The sequence below is a fragment of the Stenotrophomonas sp. CS3K5 genome (assembly GCF_059515225.1).
Genome location: NZ_JCAKRX010000004.1, coordinates 41,702 through 58,421, shown reverse-complemented (window position 1 = coordinate 58,421; position 16,720 = coordinate 41,702). Strand labels below are relative to the sequence as shown.

Annotated in this window: 17 protein-coding genes; 7 read left to right on the top strand and 10 right to left on the bottom strand. The window is 67.0% G+C overall.

The window, feature by feature from the left end; genetic code table 11:
- Nucleotides 1-6: 6 nt before the first annotated feature.
- From AC5YGJ_RS07510 to ccmA, 6 genes are read right to left on the bottom strand one after another with little or no spacing between them, the layout of a single operon-like run.
- Nucleotides 7-1,926, bottom strand: coding sequence for a heme lyase CcmF/NrfE family subunit (locus AC5YGJ_RS07510; RefSeq protein ID WP_249843483.1), 1,920 nt, complete (start codon nt 1,924-1,926; stop codon nt 7-9).
- Nucleotides 1,927-2,388, bottom strand: coding sequence for a cytochrome c maturation protein CcmE (gene ccmE / locus AC5YGJ_RS07505; RefSeq protein WP_309337018.1), 462 nt, complete (start codon nt 2,386-2,388; stop codon nt 1,927-1,929).
- The gene (locus tag AC5YGJ_RS07500; protein ID WP_111112329.1) at nt 2,385-2,573 is read right to left on the bottom strand and encodes a heme exporter protein CcmD; all 189 of its coding nucleotides are present in this window, start codon (nt 2,571-2,573) and stop codon (nt 2,385-2,387) included. The genes ccmE and AC5YGJ_RS07500 overlap by 4 nt, the downstream gene beginning before the upstream one ends.
- Nucleotides 2,570-3,340, bottom strand: a complete 771-nt coding sequence (gene ccmC, locus AC5YGJ_RS07495; protein ID WP_496186184.1) for a heme ABC transporter permease CcmC — start codon at nt 3,338-3,340, stop codon at nt 2,570-2,572. Before ccmC ends, AC5YGJ_RS07500 begins: the two co-directional genes overlap by 4 nt.
- Before the next feature lie 43 nt (nt 3,341-3,383).
- Complete coding sequence (gene ccmB / locus AC5YGJ_RS07490; protein ID WP_249843487.1) at nt 3,384-4,079, bottom strand: heme exporter protein CcmB; 696 nt, start codon at nt 4,077-4,079, stop codon at nt 3,384-3,386.
- Entirely contained in the window at nt 4,076-4,828 is a 753-nt protein-coding gene (gene ccmA, locus AC5YGJ_RS07485; RefSeq protein ID WP_496186183.1) for a heme ABC exporter ATP-binding protein CcmA, read from the bottom strand. The genes ccmB and ccmA overlap by 4 nt, the downstream gene beginning before the upstream one ends.
- Nucleotides 4,829-4,885: 57 nt before the next feature.
- Here ccmA and AC5YGJ_RS07480 point away from each other — a divergent pair, with 57 nt between their 5' ends.
- The 3 genes from AC5YGJ_RS07480 to AC5YGJ_RS07470 all read left to right on the top strand — a co-directional run bounded on the left by AC5YGJ_RS07480 (nt 4,886) and on the right by AC5YGJ_RS07470 (nt 7,402).
- On the top strand, nt 4,886-6,034 hold the full coding sequence (locus AC5YGJ_RS07480) for a pyridoxal phosphate-dependent aminotransferase (RefSeq protein ID WP_309337026.1): 1,149 nt from the start codon (nt 4,886-4,888) through the stop codon (nt 6,032-6,034).
- Nucleotides 6,035-6,048: 14 nt separating this feature from the next.
- A complete protein-coding gene (locus AC5YGJ_RS07475; protein ID WP_496186305.1) occupies nt 6,049-6,855 on the top strand; it encodes an amidohydrolase in 807 nt (268 codons plus the stop codon).
- 112 nt (nt 6,856-6,967) lie between these two features.
- Nucleotides 6,968-7,402: a hypothetical protein gene (locus tag AC5YGJ_RS07470; RefSeq protein WP_107230949.1), complete on the top strand. Its 435-nt coding sequence runs from the start codon at nt 6,968-6,970 to the stop codon at nt 7,400-7,402.
- 93 nt (nt 7,403-7,495) lie between these two features.
- Here AC5YGJ_RS07470 and AC5YGJ_RS07465 read toward each other — a convergent pair whose 3' ends face one another.
- The 4 genes from AC5YGJ_RS07465 to AC5YGJ_RS07450 all read right to left on the bottom strand — a co-directional run bounded on the left by AC5YGJ_RS07465 (nt 7,496) and on the right by AC5YGJ_RS07450 (nt 11,376).
- The gene (locus tag AC5YGJ_RS07465; protein WP_249843489.1) at nt 7,496-7,756 is read right to left on the bottom strand and encodes a hypothetical protein; all 261 of its coding nucleotides are present in this window, start codon (nt 7,754-7,756) and stop codon (nt 7,496-7,498) included.
- 201 nt (nt 7,757-7,957) lie between these two features.
- Nucleotides 7,958-9,589 carry a pseudouridine synthase gene (locus tag AC5YGJ_RS07460; RefSeq protein ID WP_309337031.1) on the bottom strand — a complete coding sequence of 544 codons (1,632 nt, stop codon included), beginning with the start codon at nt 9,587-9,589 and terminating at the stop codon, nt 7,958-7,960.
- Nucleotides 9,582-10,457 carry an SMC-Scp complex subunit ScpB gene (scpB, locus tag AC5YGJ_RS07455; protein WP_496186182.1) on the bottom strand — a complete coding sequence of 292 codons (876 nt, stop codon included), beginning with the start codon at nt 10,455-10,457 and terminating at the stop codon, nt 9,582-9,584. The genes AC5YGJ_RS07460 and scpB overlap by 8 nt, the downstream gene beginning before the upstream one ends.
- Before the next feature lie 13 nt (nt 10,458-10,470).
- On the bottom strand, nt 10,471-11,376 hold the full coding sequence (locus tag AC5YGJ_RS07450) for a segregation and condensation protein A (protein ID WP_249843492.1): 906 nt from the start codon (nt 11,374-11,376) through the stop codon (nt 10,471-10,473).
- Nucleotides 11,377-11,752: 376 nt separating this feature from the next.
- Between AC5YGJ_RS07450 and AC5YGJ_RS07445 the strand changes: the two genes are divergently transcribed.
- The 4 genes from AC5YGJ_RS07445 (at nt 11,753) to AC5YGJ_RS07430 (ending at nt 16,644) form a co-directional block, all read left to right on the top strand.
- The gene (locus tag AC5YGJ_RS07445) at nt 11,753-12,052 is read left to right on the top strand and encodes a YciI family protein (RefSeq protein WP_249843493.1); all 300 of its coding nucleotides are present in this window, start codon (nt 11,753-11,755) and stop codon (nt 12,050-12,052) included.
- Nucleotides 12,049-12,324, top strand: coding sequence for a BolA family protein (locus AC5YGJ_RS07440; protein ID WP_309337034.1), 276 nt, complete (start codon nt 12,049-12,051; stop codon nt 12,322-12,324). Before AC5YGJ_RS07445 ends, AC5YGJ_RS07440 begins: the two co-directional genes overlap by 4 nt.
- A gap of 149 nt (nt 12,325-12,473) precedes the next feature.
- A complete protein-coding gene (locus tag AC5YGJ_RS07435; protein WP_249843495.1) occupies nt 12,474-13,511 on the top strand; it encodes a LacI family DNA-binding transcriptional regulator in 1,038 nt (345 codons plus the stop codon).
- Between the two features lie 76 nt (nt 13,512-13,587).
- Nucleotides 13,588-16,644 (top strand): TonB-dependent receptor, encoded by a 3,057-nt coding sequence (locus AC5YGJ_RS07430; RefSeq protein ID WP_496186181.1) that lies wholly within the window; start codon nt 13,588-13,590, stop codon nt 16,642-16,644.
- Nucleotides 16,645-16,720 lie beyond the last annotated feature (76 nt).

Sequence of the window (16,720 nt, the reverse complement as noted above, 5' to 3'; positions counted from 1 at the left end):
AAACTCCTACGGACGACGGAAACGGCGGTCAGCGGCGGTGATGAATCCGCCCAGGGCCATCAGCAGCGCGCCCAGCCAGATCCAGCGCACGAACGGCTTGATATGCACCCGCACCGCCCATGCATTGTTGCCCAGCGGCTCGCCCAATGCCACGTAGACATCGCCATCGAAGCGTGCATCGATGCCGGCTTCGGTCATCACCTGGCCGCCGCTGGCGTACTGGCGCTTCTCCGGATGCAGCAGGGCCTGTTCATGGCCGTTGCGGAATACCCGCAGATGACCACGGTCGGCGATGAAGTTCGGGCCTTCGCGGTGGTCCACGCCCTCGAAGCGCACCTCGTAGCGGCCGACCACCAGCTGCTGGCCCGGTGCCAGCGCCACTTCGCGCTGCACGTTCAGGGCTTCCACCAGCAGTGCGCCGGCCAGGAACACCGCAATGCCGGTGTGGGCAACAATCATGCCGAGCATCTCGGCGGTGAAGCGGCCATTGCCGCGCAGCCGCTGCCAGACAAAGCGCGCGGTACCGAGCCCGACCCAGGCGGCGGCGGCCACACCGATGCCGGCCTTCCAGCCGTTCTGCGGCGCCTGCCACCAGGCCAATGCACCGAGCACCACCGCCAGGCCCAGCCAGGGCGCCAGCAGCGCGAAGGCGCGCGAGGGCTGGTCACGCTGCCACTTCACCAGCGGCCCGAACGGCAGCAGCAGCACCATCGGTGCCATCAGCAGCAGGAACAGGCTGCCGAAGTAGGGTGGCCCGACCGAGATCTTGCCCAGTGACAGCGCGTCGGCCAGCAGCGGGTACAACGTGCCCAGCAGCACCATCGCGCAGGCCGTGGCCAGCAGCAGGTTGTTGGCCAGCAGCAGGGTTTCGCGCGAGGTGGCGGTGAAGCCGCGGCGCGGATCGTCGGCGTCCACGCTCAGCTGGCTGGCGCGCAGTGCGTACAGCAGCAGGCTGCCGCCGACCAGCAGCGACAGGAAGATCAGGATGAACAGGCCGCGCGAGGGATCGGCAGCGAACGAATGCACGCTGGTCAGCACGCCCGAGCGCACCAGGAACGTGCCCAGCAGCGACAGCGCGAAGGCGGCGATCGCCAGCAGCAGGGTCCAGCTGCCGAAGGTGCCGCGCTTTTCAGTGACGGCCTGTGAGTGGATCAGTGCCGCACCGACCAGCCAGGGCATGAAGCTGGCGTTCTCCACCGGGTCCCAGAACCACCAGCCGCCCCAGCCCAGCTCGTAGTAGGCCCACCAGCTGCCCAGCGCGATGCCGAGGGTCAGAAAGCCCCAGGCCACGTTGGTCCACGGCCGCGTCCAGCGCAGCCAGCGCGCGTCGATGCGGCCTTCCAGCAGTGCGGCCACGGCGAAGGCGAAGGGCACCGCGAAGCCGACGTAGCCCAGGTACAGCATCGGCGGGTGAATGATCAGGCCCGGGTCCTGCAGCAGCGGGTTGAGGTCGCGGCCTTCCAGCGGCGCCGGGTTCAGGCGCAGGAACGGGTTGGAGGTGAAGATGAGGAACGCGAGGAAGCCGACGCTGACGATGCCCATCACCGCCAACACGCGCGCCTGCACCGGCGCCGGCAGGTGCCGCGAGAACAGCGCCACCGCGCCGGTCCACAGTGCCAGCACCAGCGCCCACATCAGCAGCGAGCCTTCGTGCGCACCCCACACCGCCGAGTAGCGGTAGATCATCGGCAGCAGTGAGTTGGAATTCTCGGCGACATAGCGCACCGAGAAGTCCTGCTGCACGAATGCGGCGGTGAGCACCGCGAACGCACCGGCCAGCAGCAGCAACTGCGCGAAGGCGGCCGGTCGTGCCACCGCCATCCATGCGGCATGGTTGCGATGTGCACCGGCCAGCGGCAGGGCGGTCTGCAGCAGCGAGGCCAGCAGCGCGCACAACAGCAGGATCTGACCCAGTTCGGGCAGCACTCAACGCACCTCGGGCGCCGTTACCGGCACGTCATGCTTGCGATGGGCGTCGCCCATCTTGTCGGCCACTTCCTTCGGCACATATTTTTCATCGTGCTTGGCCAGTACTTCGTCGGCGACGAACACGCCGTCCTGCAGGCGGCCACTGGCGACCACCGCCGTGCCTTCGGCGAACATGTCCGGCAGGATCCGCGAAGTGGTCACGGGCAGCTGTGCATCGCCGTCGGTCACCTCGAAGCGTGCCTCCAGCGAGCCGACCGGGCGGTTGAAGGATCCCTTCACCACCATGCCGCCCAAGCGGAAGCGCGTCTGTGCATCGACATCGCCGCGCAGCACTTCGGCGGGCGTGTACAGATAGGCGATGTTGCGCTCCAACGCCATCGCCACCAGTGCGGTGGCCAGGCCGGAGGCAAGCAGGGCCAGCAGTACCCAGGCCAGGCGGCGACGCTGCACCGGCGTCATCGTTCCAGCTCCGTCGGCAGCGAGGCCGCTGCGTCCTGCTTGCCGGCGCGGGTCTGCTGCCGTTGCTGCCGGGCCAGTGCCAGGCGGCGCGCCACGCGCAGGCGCAGCCACGAACCGAGGGCATCGGCGCCGAGCACCAGCACGAACACGGCGTAGGCACCGATCACATAGGGCAGGTGGGTCATGGCTGGGCCTCCCGGGCCGGGCGCTCTGCATCGACGCGGCCACCGACCCAGGCCTTGCCCGCCTCGCGGTCGAGGTTGTCGGCGCGCGCCTTGGCCAGCACCGAACCGGCGAACCAGAACTTGGTGCCGATCACCATCCACCACAGCGGCGCGATCATCGCGCTGCTGATCGCCGAGTCACCAAATACATTGATCGACTGGCGCTGGTGAAGGCCACCCCACCAGTCCACCGAGTAGCGGATCACCGGCAGCAGGCTGACACCGACGACGGCCAGCAGTCCGGCCGCGCGCGCGGCGCTGCGGCGGTCTTCGATGGCGTGGTACAGGCCGATCACGCCCAGGTACAGGAACAGCAGCACCAGTTCACTGGTCATGCGCGGGTCCCAATCCCACCAGGTGCCCCAGGTGCCCTTGCCCCAGATGCTGCCGGTGAGCAGGGTGATCAGGGTGAAGCCGGCGCCCATCGGCGCGCAGGCCATGGCCAGGATCTCGCAGACCTTGATCCGCCAGATCAGTGCGATGGCGGCATACAGCGCCATCAGCGCGAACACGAACAGACTCATCCAGGCGCTGGGCACGTGGATGTAGAGGATGCGGAAGCTGTCCAGCTGCCGGGCCTCCGGCGGCACCACCAGCAGCGCCTGCCAGATGCCGACCAGCAGCACCGGCACCGCGGCGAGGTAGAACACCCGCGACCAGCGGGCAGCGAAACGGTCGAACGTGGGCGGTGAACCGAGTTGGTGGAACCAGCGGACAATCGGATTCATGCGTGGCGGCTATCCAGCAGGGGTGGATTGGCTCTCAGCTCGGTCAACTCAGAGAAATGCGTATTGCAGCAGCAGTGGCCAGCGGTGCCAGCACCAGCGCGACCAGCAGGCCGGCGCCCAGCATCAGCAGTGCACCGACCGGATCCTGTCCGCGTCCGGCCGCCGCCAGGCTGCCTGCGCCGAACACCAGCACCGGCACGTACAGCGGCAACGACAGCAACGCCACGAGAATACCAGAGCGCCGGATGCCTACGGTCAGCGCGGCGACCACGCCACCGATCAGGCTCAGCAACGGCGTTCCCAGCAGCAACGATGCCAGCAACAGCGGTAGCCGGTCATGCGGCAGATGCAGCATTTCGGCCAGCAACGGGCTGACCACGATCAACGGCAGCGCTGTGGTGGCCCAGTGCAGCAGCACGCGCACCAGTACCAGCCAGGCCAGCGGCACCGGTGCCAGCAGCCATTGCTCCAGCGAGCCGTCTTCAGCATCGGAACGGAACAGCGAATCCAGCGACAGCTGCCCGGCCAGCAGCACCGCTAGCCACAGCACGGCGCCGGCGGTGGCGCTCAGCAGTTCTGGTTCGCGGCCCTGGGCCAGCGCGAACAGCACCACCACCAGCACTGCGAACAGCAGCGGCTGCAGCGCATCGCCGCGACGGCGCCAGAGCAGGCGCAGATCGCGCTTGAGCAGGGCGCCGGCGGTCTGCCACAGGCCCGGTTCGGTACCCGGCGCGATCATGCGGCACCGCCGAGGTCGAGCTGGCGGGTGCGCACCGGCGGTGCGGCATACGCGCCATGGGTGGTGACCAGCGCTGCGCCACCGGCGCGCAGGTGCGCCGAGATCATCCGGTTGACCAGGGTGATGCCCTCCAGGTCGAGGTTGGCATAGGGTTCGTCGAGCAGCCACAGCGGCGCCGGCGACAGCCAGATGCGCGCCAGCGCCAGGCGCCGCTTCTGCCCGGCGGACAGGTGACGCACCAGGGTGTCTTCGTAGCCGGCCAGGCCGACGATGGCCAGCGCGTTGCCCGGCATCTGCCGCGCACGGCGGCCGTGCAGGCCGCACAGGAAGTGCAGGTTCTCCAGCGTATCCAGGTCCGGCTTCAGCGCGGGCAGGTGGCTGAGATAGGCGACGTAGCGCGCCCGCTCGGCATTGCTGGCCGGCTTGCCGTCGATCCGTACCTGGCCGGCACCGGGCCGGGCCAGGCCGGCCAGCACGCGCAGCAGCGTGGTCTTGCCGGCACCGTTGCCACCCTGCACCAGCAGGGCTTCGCCGGCGTCCACGTGGAAGTCCAGCGGGCCGAACACCGGCTCGTCATTGCGGGAGAAGCTCAGGCCACTGGCGGCCAGCAATGCAGGGGTGTTCAAGGGGCAGGGGTCTTCATGCCGGAGTGCGGCGGCAATTGTAGCGGTGAATTCAGATGGTAGTGCCGGCCGCTGGCCGGCAATTTCCCCATCTGCCAGCCGAGGTTGCCGGCCGGCGGCCGGCACTACCGAAGCAGGGATTGCGTAAACTCAGGGATCCGTCTCCCCATACTCCCCAGGCCGATGCAACCCAACACCAAGCTGCCCAAGGTCGGTACCACGATCTTCACCGTGATGTCCCAGCTCGCCGCCGAACACGGCGCGGTCAACCTGGGCCAGGGTTTCCCGGACTTTTCCGCGCCGCAGCGCCTGATCGACGAGACCGCCAGGGCGATGGCCGCCGGTCTGAACCAGTACCCGCCGATGACCGGCGTGGCGCCGCTGCGCCAGGCGATCGCGCAGAAGGCGCTGGACTGCTATGGCGCACAGGTCGACGCGGACAGCGAGATCACCGTCACCAGCGGCGGCACCGAGGCGATCTTCAATGCCATCCACGCCGTGGTGCGTGCCGGCGAGGAAGTGATCGTGCTCGACCCGGCGTATGACTGCTATGAGCCGGCGATCGACCTGGCCGGCGCCAGGGCGGTGCATGTGTCGCTCGATCCGCAGACCTTCGCGGTCGATTGGGATCGCGTGCGTGCGGCAATCACTCCGCGCACCCGCATGCTGATCGTCAACACCCCGCACAATCCGTCCGGCGCGATGCTGTCGGCGCAGGACATGCAGGCGCTGACCGAGCTGCTGCGCGGCACGCAGATCTACCTGATCTCCGATGAAGTGTACGAGCACATCATCTATGACGGCCGCCGTCATGAATCGGCGCTGCGCTACCCGGAACTGCGCGAGCGCGCGTTCGTCATTTCCAGCTTCGGCAAGACCTACCATTGCACCGGCTGGAAGATCGGCTACGCGATCGCGCCATCGGCGCTGACCGCCGAGTTCCGCAAGGTGCACCAGTACAACACCTTTACCAGCTTTGGCCCGGCGCAGTACGGCTTCGCCGCGATGATCCGTGACGAGCCGGAACACCACCTGGAGCTGGGCGCGTTCTACCAGGCCAAGCGCGATCGCTTCCGCGAGCAGCTGGCAGGTACCCGCCTGAAGCCGCTGCCGGTGCCGGGAGGCTACTTCCAGCTGGTCGACTACTCGGCCATCAGCGACCTGCCGGATCACGAGTTCGTGAAGTGGCTGACCATCGAGAAGGGCGTGACCGCCATCCCGCTGTCGCCGTTCTACGAGAATCCGCCGGCTGGCCAGCGCCTGGTGCGCCTGTGCTTTGCCAAGAATGAAGCGACCATGGACGCGGCGATCGAACGCCTGCGCCTTCTTTGAGCGGAGCAGTGATGATGCAGGACCTGCGCATTTCCCTCGTCCAGGGCGATACCCGCTGGCATGACCCGGCGGGCAATCGTGATTACTACGGCGCGCTGCTGGCGCCGTTGGCCGGCAACACCGACCTGGTGATCCTGCCGGAGACCTTCACCAGTGGCTTCTCCAACGATGCCATCGCCCAGGCCGAAGGCATGGACGGCGCGACCGTGGCCTGGGTGCGCGAGCAGGCCCGGGCGTTGAACGCGGCGGTGATCGGCAGCGTGCAGCTGCGCGATGGCGAGGGCGTGTACAACCGCCTGCTGTTCGCCACACCCGATGGCGGGCTGCAGTACTACGACAAGCGTCACCTGTTCCGCTACGGCGGCGAGCACGAACGCTATGCCGCCGGTCGCGAGCGCCTGAGCGTGGAATGGAAGGGCTGGCGGATCAATCCGCAGGTCTGCTACGACCTGCGCTTCCCGGTGTTCTGCCGCAACCGCTACAACGTCGAGCGTCCCGAGCAATTGGACTTCGACCTGCAGATCTTCGTCGCCAACTGGCCCTCGGCGCGTGCCTATGCGTGGAAGACCCTGCTGCGCGCGCGGGCGATCGAGAACCTGTGTTTCGTGGCTGCAGTGAACCGCGTGGGCGTGGATGGCAACCAGCTGCACTATGCAGGCGACAGCGCGGTGATCGATTTCCTCGGCCAGCCGCAGGTGGAGATCCGCGAGCGCGAGCAGGTGGTGACCACCACCATTTCGGCCGAGGCGCTGGCCGCGCACCGCGCGCGCTTCCCGGCGATGCTCGATGCCGATGCGTTCCATCTGGACGAGCAGGCCTGAGCCAGTCGGACGGCGGCTGAATGTTGGCCGCACCTGTATGCGCGCGTGCATCCATCGTGCACGCGCGCGCTGCTAGATTCGCCAGCAGTCCGAACGATCTGGAAGTCCCGCCATGAACAAGCCCTTCGCCCTGCTGCTGGCCCTGTCTGCCGCGTCGCTGGCCCCGGCCGCGCACGCCGCCGGCAATCTCGACTGCCAGCTTCGCTACAACCTGTCCGGCTGGTCGCTGATCTACAAGACCGCCTCCGGCAACGGCACGGTCACCTGCAGCAACGGTGCCAGCCTGCCGGTACGCATCCAGATGAAGGGGGGCGGCCTGACGGTGGGTAAATCGAAGATCACCAATGGCCGGGGCAGTTTCACCGGTGCGGTCAGCGTCAATGAACTGCTGGGGACCTACGCATCGGTTGGCGCGCACGCGGGTGCGGTGAAGTCCAGCAACGCGCAGGTGATGACCAAGGGCGACATCTCTCTGGCCCTGTCCGGCACCGGCGAAGGCTGGGATCTGGGCGTGGACGGCACCGCCTTCACCATCAGCCGCCGCTGACCCCAAAAAAGGGGACGGAAGGGATTAAGTCGTTTTCGCCTTGACCACTCGCAATGTGGCAAGAGCGACTTAATCCCCTCCGTCCCCTTCTTCTTACCAGCCGATCTGCAGGTTCCAGGCGTGACCGGTCACGCTCAGTTGTTCGACCTCGTAGCCACGGTCCTGGTAATGCGCCATTACTGCTTCGGCCTGGCCTTCGCGCGCCAGGCCGCGGGGTAGGGCGACCACGATATTGCGTTTGCCTTCGCGTGAATTGGCATCAATGGAGTAATCGATGTCCTGGATGAATTCGCCGGTGGTACGGCCAGCGAGGTCGGCGTTGGCGCGTGCCTGTTCGGGGGTGATGCCAGTCATGGGAAGTGCCCTGTGGTGTGGAAGAGCGCCCACGATAGAGACCGGTCGACCCGGTTACGGCGACCTGTGACACAGATAACTTGTTTTCAAACCTTTCCTAAAACGGAACTGCACCATCGGTCGCGCCCAATCTCGGGCCGACACCAGACAAAGAAAAACCCCGGCCTGCGCCGGGGTTTTTCGTTTCAGTCGCCGTAGCGATCAGCCGCCGCGCGGGCCGCTGCGGCGCGGGCCGCCCGGACCGCGGTTGCCGCCGGGGCCACCCGGGCCACGGTTGCCACCCGGACCGCCGGGGCCGCGATTACCGCCCGGGCCACGGTTGTTGCCGCCACCCGGACCGCGACCGCCCGGACGGGCGCCGTGTGCCGGCTTCGGGCTGCCATACGGGTTGAAGCCCGGGGTGGCGTGGTCGGACGGGAAGCTCGGGGCGTTGCCCGGATGACCGTACGGGTGCTTGTTGCCCTGGCCCTGCGAGCGGTTGCCGCCACCGGCCGGACGACCCTGGCCGCCTGCGCCGCCACGGCCTTCACCGCCGAAACCGCCACGGCCCTGGCCGCCACCGGCGCCTGCGCTCTTCGGCTTGCCGTACGGACGGCCCTGGCCGCCCGCGCCCGGACCACGGGCACCCGGGCCACGTGCGCCCGGACCGGCATTGCGATGGCCGCTCGGGCCGGTGCTGACACCGTCCGGCACGTACCAGGTACGGAACGCGGCCGGGTTGCCTTCCGGCAGCGAGCGATCATTCTTCGGCGCGCGCTGCTTGAACGGCTTCTGCGACTGCTTGGCCGCCGCTTCACCGCTGACCGTCAGGCCGCCCTTGAAGCCGCCACCCTTGCCACCGCGACCACGGCCGCGATCTTCGCGCACGTTGTCGAAGCGGCGCAGTTCGCGGCCTTCGTCGGCCGTGTTGTGGCCGTTGACGTACGCATTGCCACGGCCACCTTCGCGCACGCGTACGGTGGTCTTGGCGGCGCGGCGCTGGCCGATCACCGGCTGCAGGGTCAGTGCCGACGGCGCGCCTTCTTCCAGCTTCAGCTGCGCACGCAGGGCTTCGACCTGGGAGGTGCCCAGTTCCACCGAATGGCCACGGGCCAGTTCGCGCGGCAGGCTGACCTTGCCGTAGCGGGTGCGCTTGAGGCGGCTGACCTGGCAGCCCTGCGATTCCCACAGGCGGCGCACTTCGCGGTTGCGGCCTTCCTTTACCACGACGCGGAACCAATCGTGCGAATCGGTGCCGCCGATGCGTTCGATCTCGTCGAACTTGGCCGGGCCGTCTTCCAGCGCGACGCCACGGGCGAGGCGGTCGACGATGGCGTCGGAGACCTTTTCCTCACCTTCCGGGGCGCGCACGCGCACCACGTACTCGCGCTCGACCTCGAACGACGGGTGCATCATGGCGTTGGCCAGTTCACCGTCGGTGGTGGCCAGCAGCAGGCCGGTGGTGTTGATGTCCAGGCGGCCGATGGCGATCCAGCGCGCGCCCTTCAGCGGCGGCAGCGATTCGAATACGGTCGGGCGGCCTTCGGGATCTTCGCGGGTGGTCACTTCGCCTTCCGGCTTGTTGTAGACCAGCACGCGCGACGGTTCGGCCAGCGCGGTGGCGACGAAGCCACGGCCATCCAGCTCGATCTTGTCGCCGCTCTTGACCGACATGCCGGTCTGCGCGACTTCGCCGTTGACCTTGACCAGGCCCTCGGCAATGCGCTGTTCCAGCGCGCGGCGCGAGCCGAGGCCGGCCTGGGCCAGCACCTTGTGCAGGCGCTCTTCCAGCTTGAACTGTTCGGAGGTGGCTTCGCGCTTGAGCGAGAGCTTGTTACGGGGGGTGTCACTCATCAGTTTTGCTCCGGCCGACGGTTTCGAGGTCGGCCTCTGGTTCGGAATCGGCTTGGTCAACAGCCACGGTCGTCGTCGCGACGGCGTTGTCTTCGCGTTCGTTCACTGGCACCGCGCGCTCGCCCGGCGCGGAATCGGGGTGCCCATCATCGAGGGGCGAAGGTGCTTGCTCATCGGAAGCCGAGGCAGTGTCTGCATCGGCGGAATCTGGGGTGTCACTGCCGGCCAGGCCGACGTCATCGTTGGCGGCAGCGCCGTCGGCGCCGGCCGAAACATCCGGGCCGTCTGCACCGGCAACGGCCGGGCCATCGCGGTCCAGCGCCAGCTGCGGTTCCAGCTCGCCCAGGTCCTTCAGTTCGGACAGGGGCGGCAGTTCGTCCAGGCGCTTGAGGCCGAAATAGTCCAGGAAGCCCTTGGTGGTGCCGAACAGTGCCGGCTTGCCGGGCACGTCGCGGTGGCCGACCACACGGATCCATTCACGTTCTTCCAGGGCCTGGATGATGTTGCTGCTGACCGCCACGCCGCGCACCTGTTCGATCTCGCCGCGGGTGATCGGTTGCCGGTAGGCGATCAGCGCCAGGGTTTCCAGCGTGGCACGGGTGTAGCGGGTCTTGCGTTCGGTCCACAGCCGGCTGATCCAGCTGTGCACTTCGCCGGTGACCTGGTAGCGGAAGCCGGAGGCGACCTCGACCAGCTCCACGCCGCGCTCCGCGCAGGCTTCACGCAGGCGCTCCAGCGCACGTTCGATGCTGCCCGGCGGTGCTGGTTCCTCTTCCGGGAACAGGTCCTTCAGCTGGGCCAGGGTCAGCGGCTGGCTGGAGGCCAGCAGGGCACCTTCGACTATGCGGTTGATCAGCGATTGATCCATCTGCAGGCAGCGCTCACTCGTTCTCGTTGGCGTCGTCGTTGTCGTCGAACTCGCTGCTGAACTGCAGCGGGGCGTTGGTGTTGCCGGCGGCAAGCGACTTCACGTAGATCGGCGCCAGCGGCTCTTCCTGCACGATGTCCAGCAACTGCTCCTTGGCCAGTTCCAGCACCGCCAGGAACGTGACCAGCACGCCCAGCTTGCCTTCTTCGGCGGTGAACAGGCTCTCGAAACGATAGAACCTGCCATCTTCCATGCGGCCGAGCACTTCGCCCATGCGCTGGCGAACACTCAGTGCCTCGCGCTTGATGGCGTGGCCGCTGAACAGCTCGGCGCGCTTGAGCACGTCGTGCAGCGCCAGCAGCATTTCCTTCAGGTCCACCGGCGGCGGCAGTTTCACCGCCGCGCGCTCGGGCATGAAGGCATGCGCCACCGTGGTGTCGCGGTCCTGGCGGGGCAGGGCGTCGATGTCCTCGGCCGCCTGCTTGAAGCGTTCGTACTCCTGCAGCCGGCGCACCAGCTCGGCGCGCGGGTCGGCCTCGTCGCCTTCCTCGCTGACCGGCCGCGGCAGCAGCATGCGCGACTTCACCTCGGCCAGGATCGCGGCCATCACCAAGTACTCGGCCGCCAGCTCGAAACGCAGCTCGCGCATCACGGTGATGTATTCCACGTACTGCCGGGTGATCTCGGCCACCGGAATGTCCAGCACGTCCAGGTTCTGCCGGCGGATCAGGTACAGCAGCAGGTCCAGCGGGCCTTCAAAGGCATCCAGGATCACTTCCAGCGCGTCCGGCGGGATGTACAGGTCCTGCGGGATCTGCAGGACCGGTTGCCCATGCACCACGGCCAGCGGCATTTCCTGCTGCTGGGGGGCGGGCGGCCGGGTTGGCGGGTTCGCGTCGAGCGCGAGTTCGGAAGTCATCTAATGGACATCAGGATTGCAACGGACCAGTCGCGGCACCGGGTTCGCCGGGCCAACGCCACGGAGCCCCAGGGCACCAGACACGCCGGGATCGGCGCGATTCCACACATATCAAACAGCAGGACGCGCCGCAGCGAACGGCAGCGACGAAACTACGGGGAGGTCGTCTACGTGGCCCGGTCAGGCGATCCGGTTTTGAAGCGGCAGGTCGGTCGTCGGGGGCCGCATTGGCCGCAGGAACCGAAGAGCTGCTGCATCCAGCCACGTGCAATGGACTCTAGGGTAAGCCTTTGTGGCGCAGGTGTCCAGCCGAGGGCGGCGACAGGGGCCATTGGCTAGAATCTGCGGACCCGAAAACGCAAGCGAGGTAACGCCGGTGTGGTATGTGATCGAGGGGTATGACGGCCAGGATGTGCTGGCACAGCGGCTGCAGGCCCGGCCCGAACATCTGGCACGTCTGCACGGGCTGCGCGACGAAGGGCGCCTGCTGCTGGCCGGTCCCTGTCCGGCGGTGGATAGCGAAGACCCCGGTCCGGCCGGCTTCAGCGGCTCGGTGGTGATTGCCCAGTTCGAGTCGCTGGCCCAGGCTCAGGCCTGGGCCGATGCCGACCCTTACGTCGCCGCGGGCGTCTACACCCGCGTGCAGGTGCGGCCGTTCCGCAAGGTCCTGCCGTGAACGGCGGACGGATCGAACGGATCCGTGATGCGCTGCAACAGGCGCTGGCTCCGACCCGGCTGGAAATCGAAGACGACAGTCATCGCCATGCCGGCCATGCCGGAGCCCGCGATGGGCGCGGCCATTTCAACGTACTGGTGGTCAGCGAGCGCTTTGCCGGGCTGGGGCCGCTGGCGCGCCACCGCGCGGTCTATGCCGCACTGGGGGCGATGATGGACACCGACATCCACGCCCTGTCCATCCGCGCATCCACCCCGTCAGAACAGGGCTGAGCCCTTGTCCCGCGCTGTCATCGCAGGTCTTCGCAAAGGCCTGTGATGGACAGGTTTTCATGTCCATTTCAGGACATTCGCCTAACGGACTGTTTACAAGCCCAGATGGAAACGCTTACATTCCGCGCCAATGCTGGTAGGTCCAAGCCGTGGAGGGCGGCTTCGTGAACAAGGCAGCTATCACAATCAAAGACGTCGCTCGCGAAGCCCGGGTCTCCGTGGCCACGGTATCGCGTGCGCTCAACGGGCATGAAAATGTCGCCGAACCGGTCCGCCAGCTTGTGCTGGAGGTGGCCGCCCGGCTGCGTTACACCCCGCACGCCGCCGCCCGCAGCCTGAGCAGCCGCCGCACCAACACGGTGGGCGTGGTGCTGCCCGACCTGTACGGCGAATTCTTCTCCGAGCTGATGCGCGGCATCGACAACGTTGCCCGCAACCGCCGCCAGCACCTGCTGGTGTCCAGCTACCACGGCGACCAGGAGCAGCAGGGCGCGGCCCTGCGTGCCATGCGCGGCCGGGTTGACGGGCTGCTGGTGCTCTCGCCCTATGCCGAAAGCCCGGGCTTCCTGACCGACAACCTGCCGCAGTCGCTGCCGACGGTGTTGATCAATACCTACCTGCCCACGCAGGAACACCCGGTGTTGAGCATCGACGACCACGCCGGTGCGATGGCCATGACCGGCCACCTGCTGGAGGCCGGTCACCGCCGCATCGCTTTCATTTCTGGCCCGGACCTCAACTTCGACGCGCGCGAGCGCCTGCGCGGCTTCCGTGACGCGCTGGCGGCATTCGGCAGTGGCGCCGAAGGCATCGAGCTGCCCGGTGATTTCGACGAAGCTTCCGGCCACCGCGCCGGTCAGGAGTTGCTGGCAGCCGGAGCGCTGCCCGATGCCGTGTTCGCCGCCAACGACATGATGGCCCTGGGTTGCCTGTATGCGTTCACGCAGGCTGGGGTCCATGTGCCGACCGATGTCGCCCTGGCCGGTTTCGATGACATTCCACTGGCACGTTTCGTCCACCCGTCGCTGACCACCATGCAGGTCAGCATCGCCGAGCTCGGCGATCGGGCCATGACGCGCCTGATGCAGTTGATGGACGGCACCTCCACGGATGGGACAGGGGACAAGCAGACCCTGGTTCCCCGCTTGATAGTTCGCGATTCCACCACTCCGCCATCCGGCCGTTGAAGCCAGAGGCGTTCCTTCTTTTTTGATTGATCGCAGGGACCGCGCGAGCGGTCACCGCCACCCGGAGATTGAGTTGATGATGCATACCACCTTCCGCACGCCGGCACGCCGGCTGCTGAGCACCGCACTGGTCAGCTGTCTGATGCTGGCTGCGGCCCCCAACGCCATGGCGCAGTCGGCCAACGCCAGCCTGCGCGGCCAGGTTGCCGGCGCCCAGGCCGGTTCTGAAGTCACCGCCACCAATGTGGCCACCGGTACCGTCCGTCGCGGCACCGTGCGTGCCGATGGCAGCTACTCGCTGATGGGCCTGGATCCGGGCACCTACGACGTGGTCGCCAACGGCCAGACCCAGAAGGTCACCGTCACCGTGGCCTCGACCGCCACGCTGAACTTCGCCGGTGCTGCCAGCAGCACGCCGGGTTCGACCGCGGCCACCAACCTGGACACCGTCAACGTCGTCGCACCGACCCTGCTGCAGGAAGTGCGCACCTCTGAAGTCGGCAAGACCGTCAGCCTGCAGCAGATCCAGACCACCCCGCAGGTGTCGCGCAACTTCCTGGAGTTCGCCGACGCGGTGCCGGGCATGATCTTCACCCGCGACGCCAAGGGCAACACCTCGCTGCGCGGCGGTGCCACCAATGCCGACGGCACCAACGTGTACATCGACGGCGTGGGCCAGAAGAGCTACGTCAAGGGCGGCGGCGTGGCCGGCCAGTCCGGCAGCGCCGGCAACCCGTTCCCGCAGCTGGCCATCGGTGAATACAAGGTCATCAGCGGCAACTACAAGGCCGAGTACGGCCAGGTGTCGAGCGCTGCGGTGACCGCCGCGACCAAGTCCGGTACCAATGAGTTCAAGGGTGAGGCGTTCTACCGCTACACCGATGAAGACATGCGCGCCAAGACCCCGGCCGAGCGCCAGGGCGGCAAGGACAAGATGGTCTCGGCCGAGAAGGAATACGGCTTCGCGCTGGGCGGCCCGATCGTCAAGGACAAGGCCCACTTCTTCGTGACCTACGAAGCCAAGCGCTTTGACCTGCCGGTCACCATCGCGCCGGACGGCGCGGTCACCGGCGCTGCCGGCCTGCTGCCGCCGGCCGGTGCTGCCGGCCTCGGCCCGGCCAGCCAGCCGTTCCAGCAGGACCTGATCTTCGGCAAGATCGACTTCGAGCCGACCGACAACGATCGCATCGAACTGACCTTCCAGGACCGCGACGAAACCCAGTCGCAGTTCAGTGGCCAGACCTCGCCGGAAGCCGGCCGTGAAGTGGTCAACACCGACCGTCGTTACGCGCTGCGCTGGAACCACAGCGGTGAGCGTTACTACAACGAATTGATGGTCACCCACGAAGATTCGTTCAACAACCCGACCCCGCTGACCCTGGCCAACGGCATCACCTACACCGCGCCGGACGGTCCGGAAGACCGCACCGTGGTGAAGATCGGTGGCGCCTCGGCACTGGATTCGCAGGTGAAGGGCCAGAAGGGCTGGTCGATCGAAGACAACCTGACCCTGGATGGCATCCAGTGGGCCGGTGACCACACCATCAAGATGGGCGTGAAGTACAAGCAGATCGACCTGTACGCTTCCGATGCGGCGCAGATCAACCCGACCTTCACCTACAGCCTGGGCGATCCGGACTTCCCGGATTCCATTCCGTACAAGGCACAGTTCGTCAAGCCGGTGACCGGCGTGTCGGGCGTGTCCGGTGAAGTGCGTTCCAAGTCCAAGCAGTACGGCGTGTTCATCCAGGACGACTGGCAGGTCAATGACCACCTGCAGATCAACCTCGGCCTGCGCTGGGACTACGAAAAGACCCCGTCCTACCTGGACTTCGTGACCCCGCAGCAGGTGGTCGACGCCATCTACTCGCAGGATCCGCGCGCGCCTGCCGGCCAGACCTATGCCGATTCGCTGGCACTGGGCGGCCTGGACATCAGCGACTACATCAGCAACGGCCACAACCGCAAGGCGTTCAAGGATGCCTGGCAGCCGCGCCTGGGCTTCTCGTATGACATCAACGCCGACGAGCAGCACGTGATCCACGGTGGTGCCGGCCGTTCCTACGACCGCGACCTGTTTGACAACCTGCAGCTGGAAACCACCAAGCTGGCCCTGCCGCAGCCGACCATCTACTTCCGCAACCCGGCCACCGGCACCTGCATCAACGGCCAGGCCGCCTGCTACGACTGGAACCCGAACCTGCTCAACGGCATCGGCAACCTGCAGTCGCTGGTTGGCGCGACCAGCAATGCCGGCCTGGAAGTGGACCTGCTGAACAACAAGCTGAAGGCCCCGTACTCGGATCAGTTCAGTCTGGGCATGAGCAACCAGATCGGTGACTGGCTGACCGATGCCACCATCGCCCGCACCCTGAGCTACGACGGCTTCGCCTTCACCCTGGGCAACCGTTACCCGACCGGCCAGTTCTTCGATGACCCGCGCCTGTGCGGCGGCACCGACCCGGGCCTGAGCCAGGCCTGGAGCTGCAACGTGCCGGGCTTCGGCAGCCTGATCATCGGCCAGCAGGGCATCAAGACCCGTGCGACCCAGGTCCTGCTGTCGGCGCAGAAGCCGTTCACCAAGGAAAGCGGCTGGGGGACCTCGATCGCCTATACCTGGACCACCGCGCGCCACAACCGCGACATCAACGAGAAGTACGCCTTCGACCGCGGCCTGATCGGTGACTACCCGACCATCCGCTCCAACGGCGCGCCGCGCCACCGCCTGGTGGTGACCGGTTCGTACGCCGGCTTCTGGGGTATCACCTTCGGTGGCAAGATCACCCTGGCTACGCCGACCGCCGTCAATGACTGGTACCCGGTGATGCAGGCCAGCGGCTACACCCTGCCGACCCCGCAGGCGGCCGTGCCCAATGCCACCGGCAAGTTCCTGGTGGGTGGCAAGATCTTCGGCTACCGTTCGGTCGACCTGCAGGCGACGAAGACGTTCAAGATGCCGGGCGATACCGAGCTGTACGCGCGTATCGACATCATCAACGTGTTCAACTTCGACAACTTCTCCACCTACAACTACGTCAAGACCAACGGCAAGCTGCAGGCCAGCTACAACGAGACCGGCGACATCATCGGTACGCCGCGTCAGGTCAAGGCCGAAGTGGGCTTCCGCTTCTAAGCCCGGGCGTTGATGCATGACCCGATGCCGCCGGCTCGCTGGCGGCATCGGTGAAAACGGCAATGGCCGGCCGGGT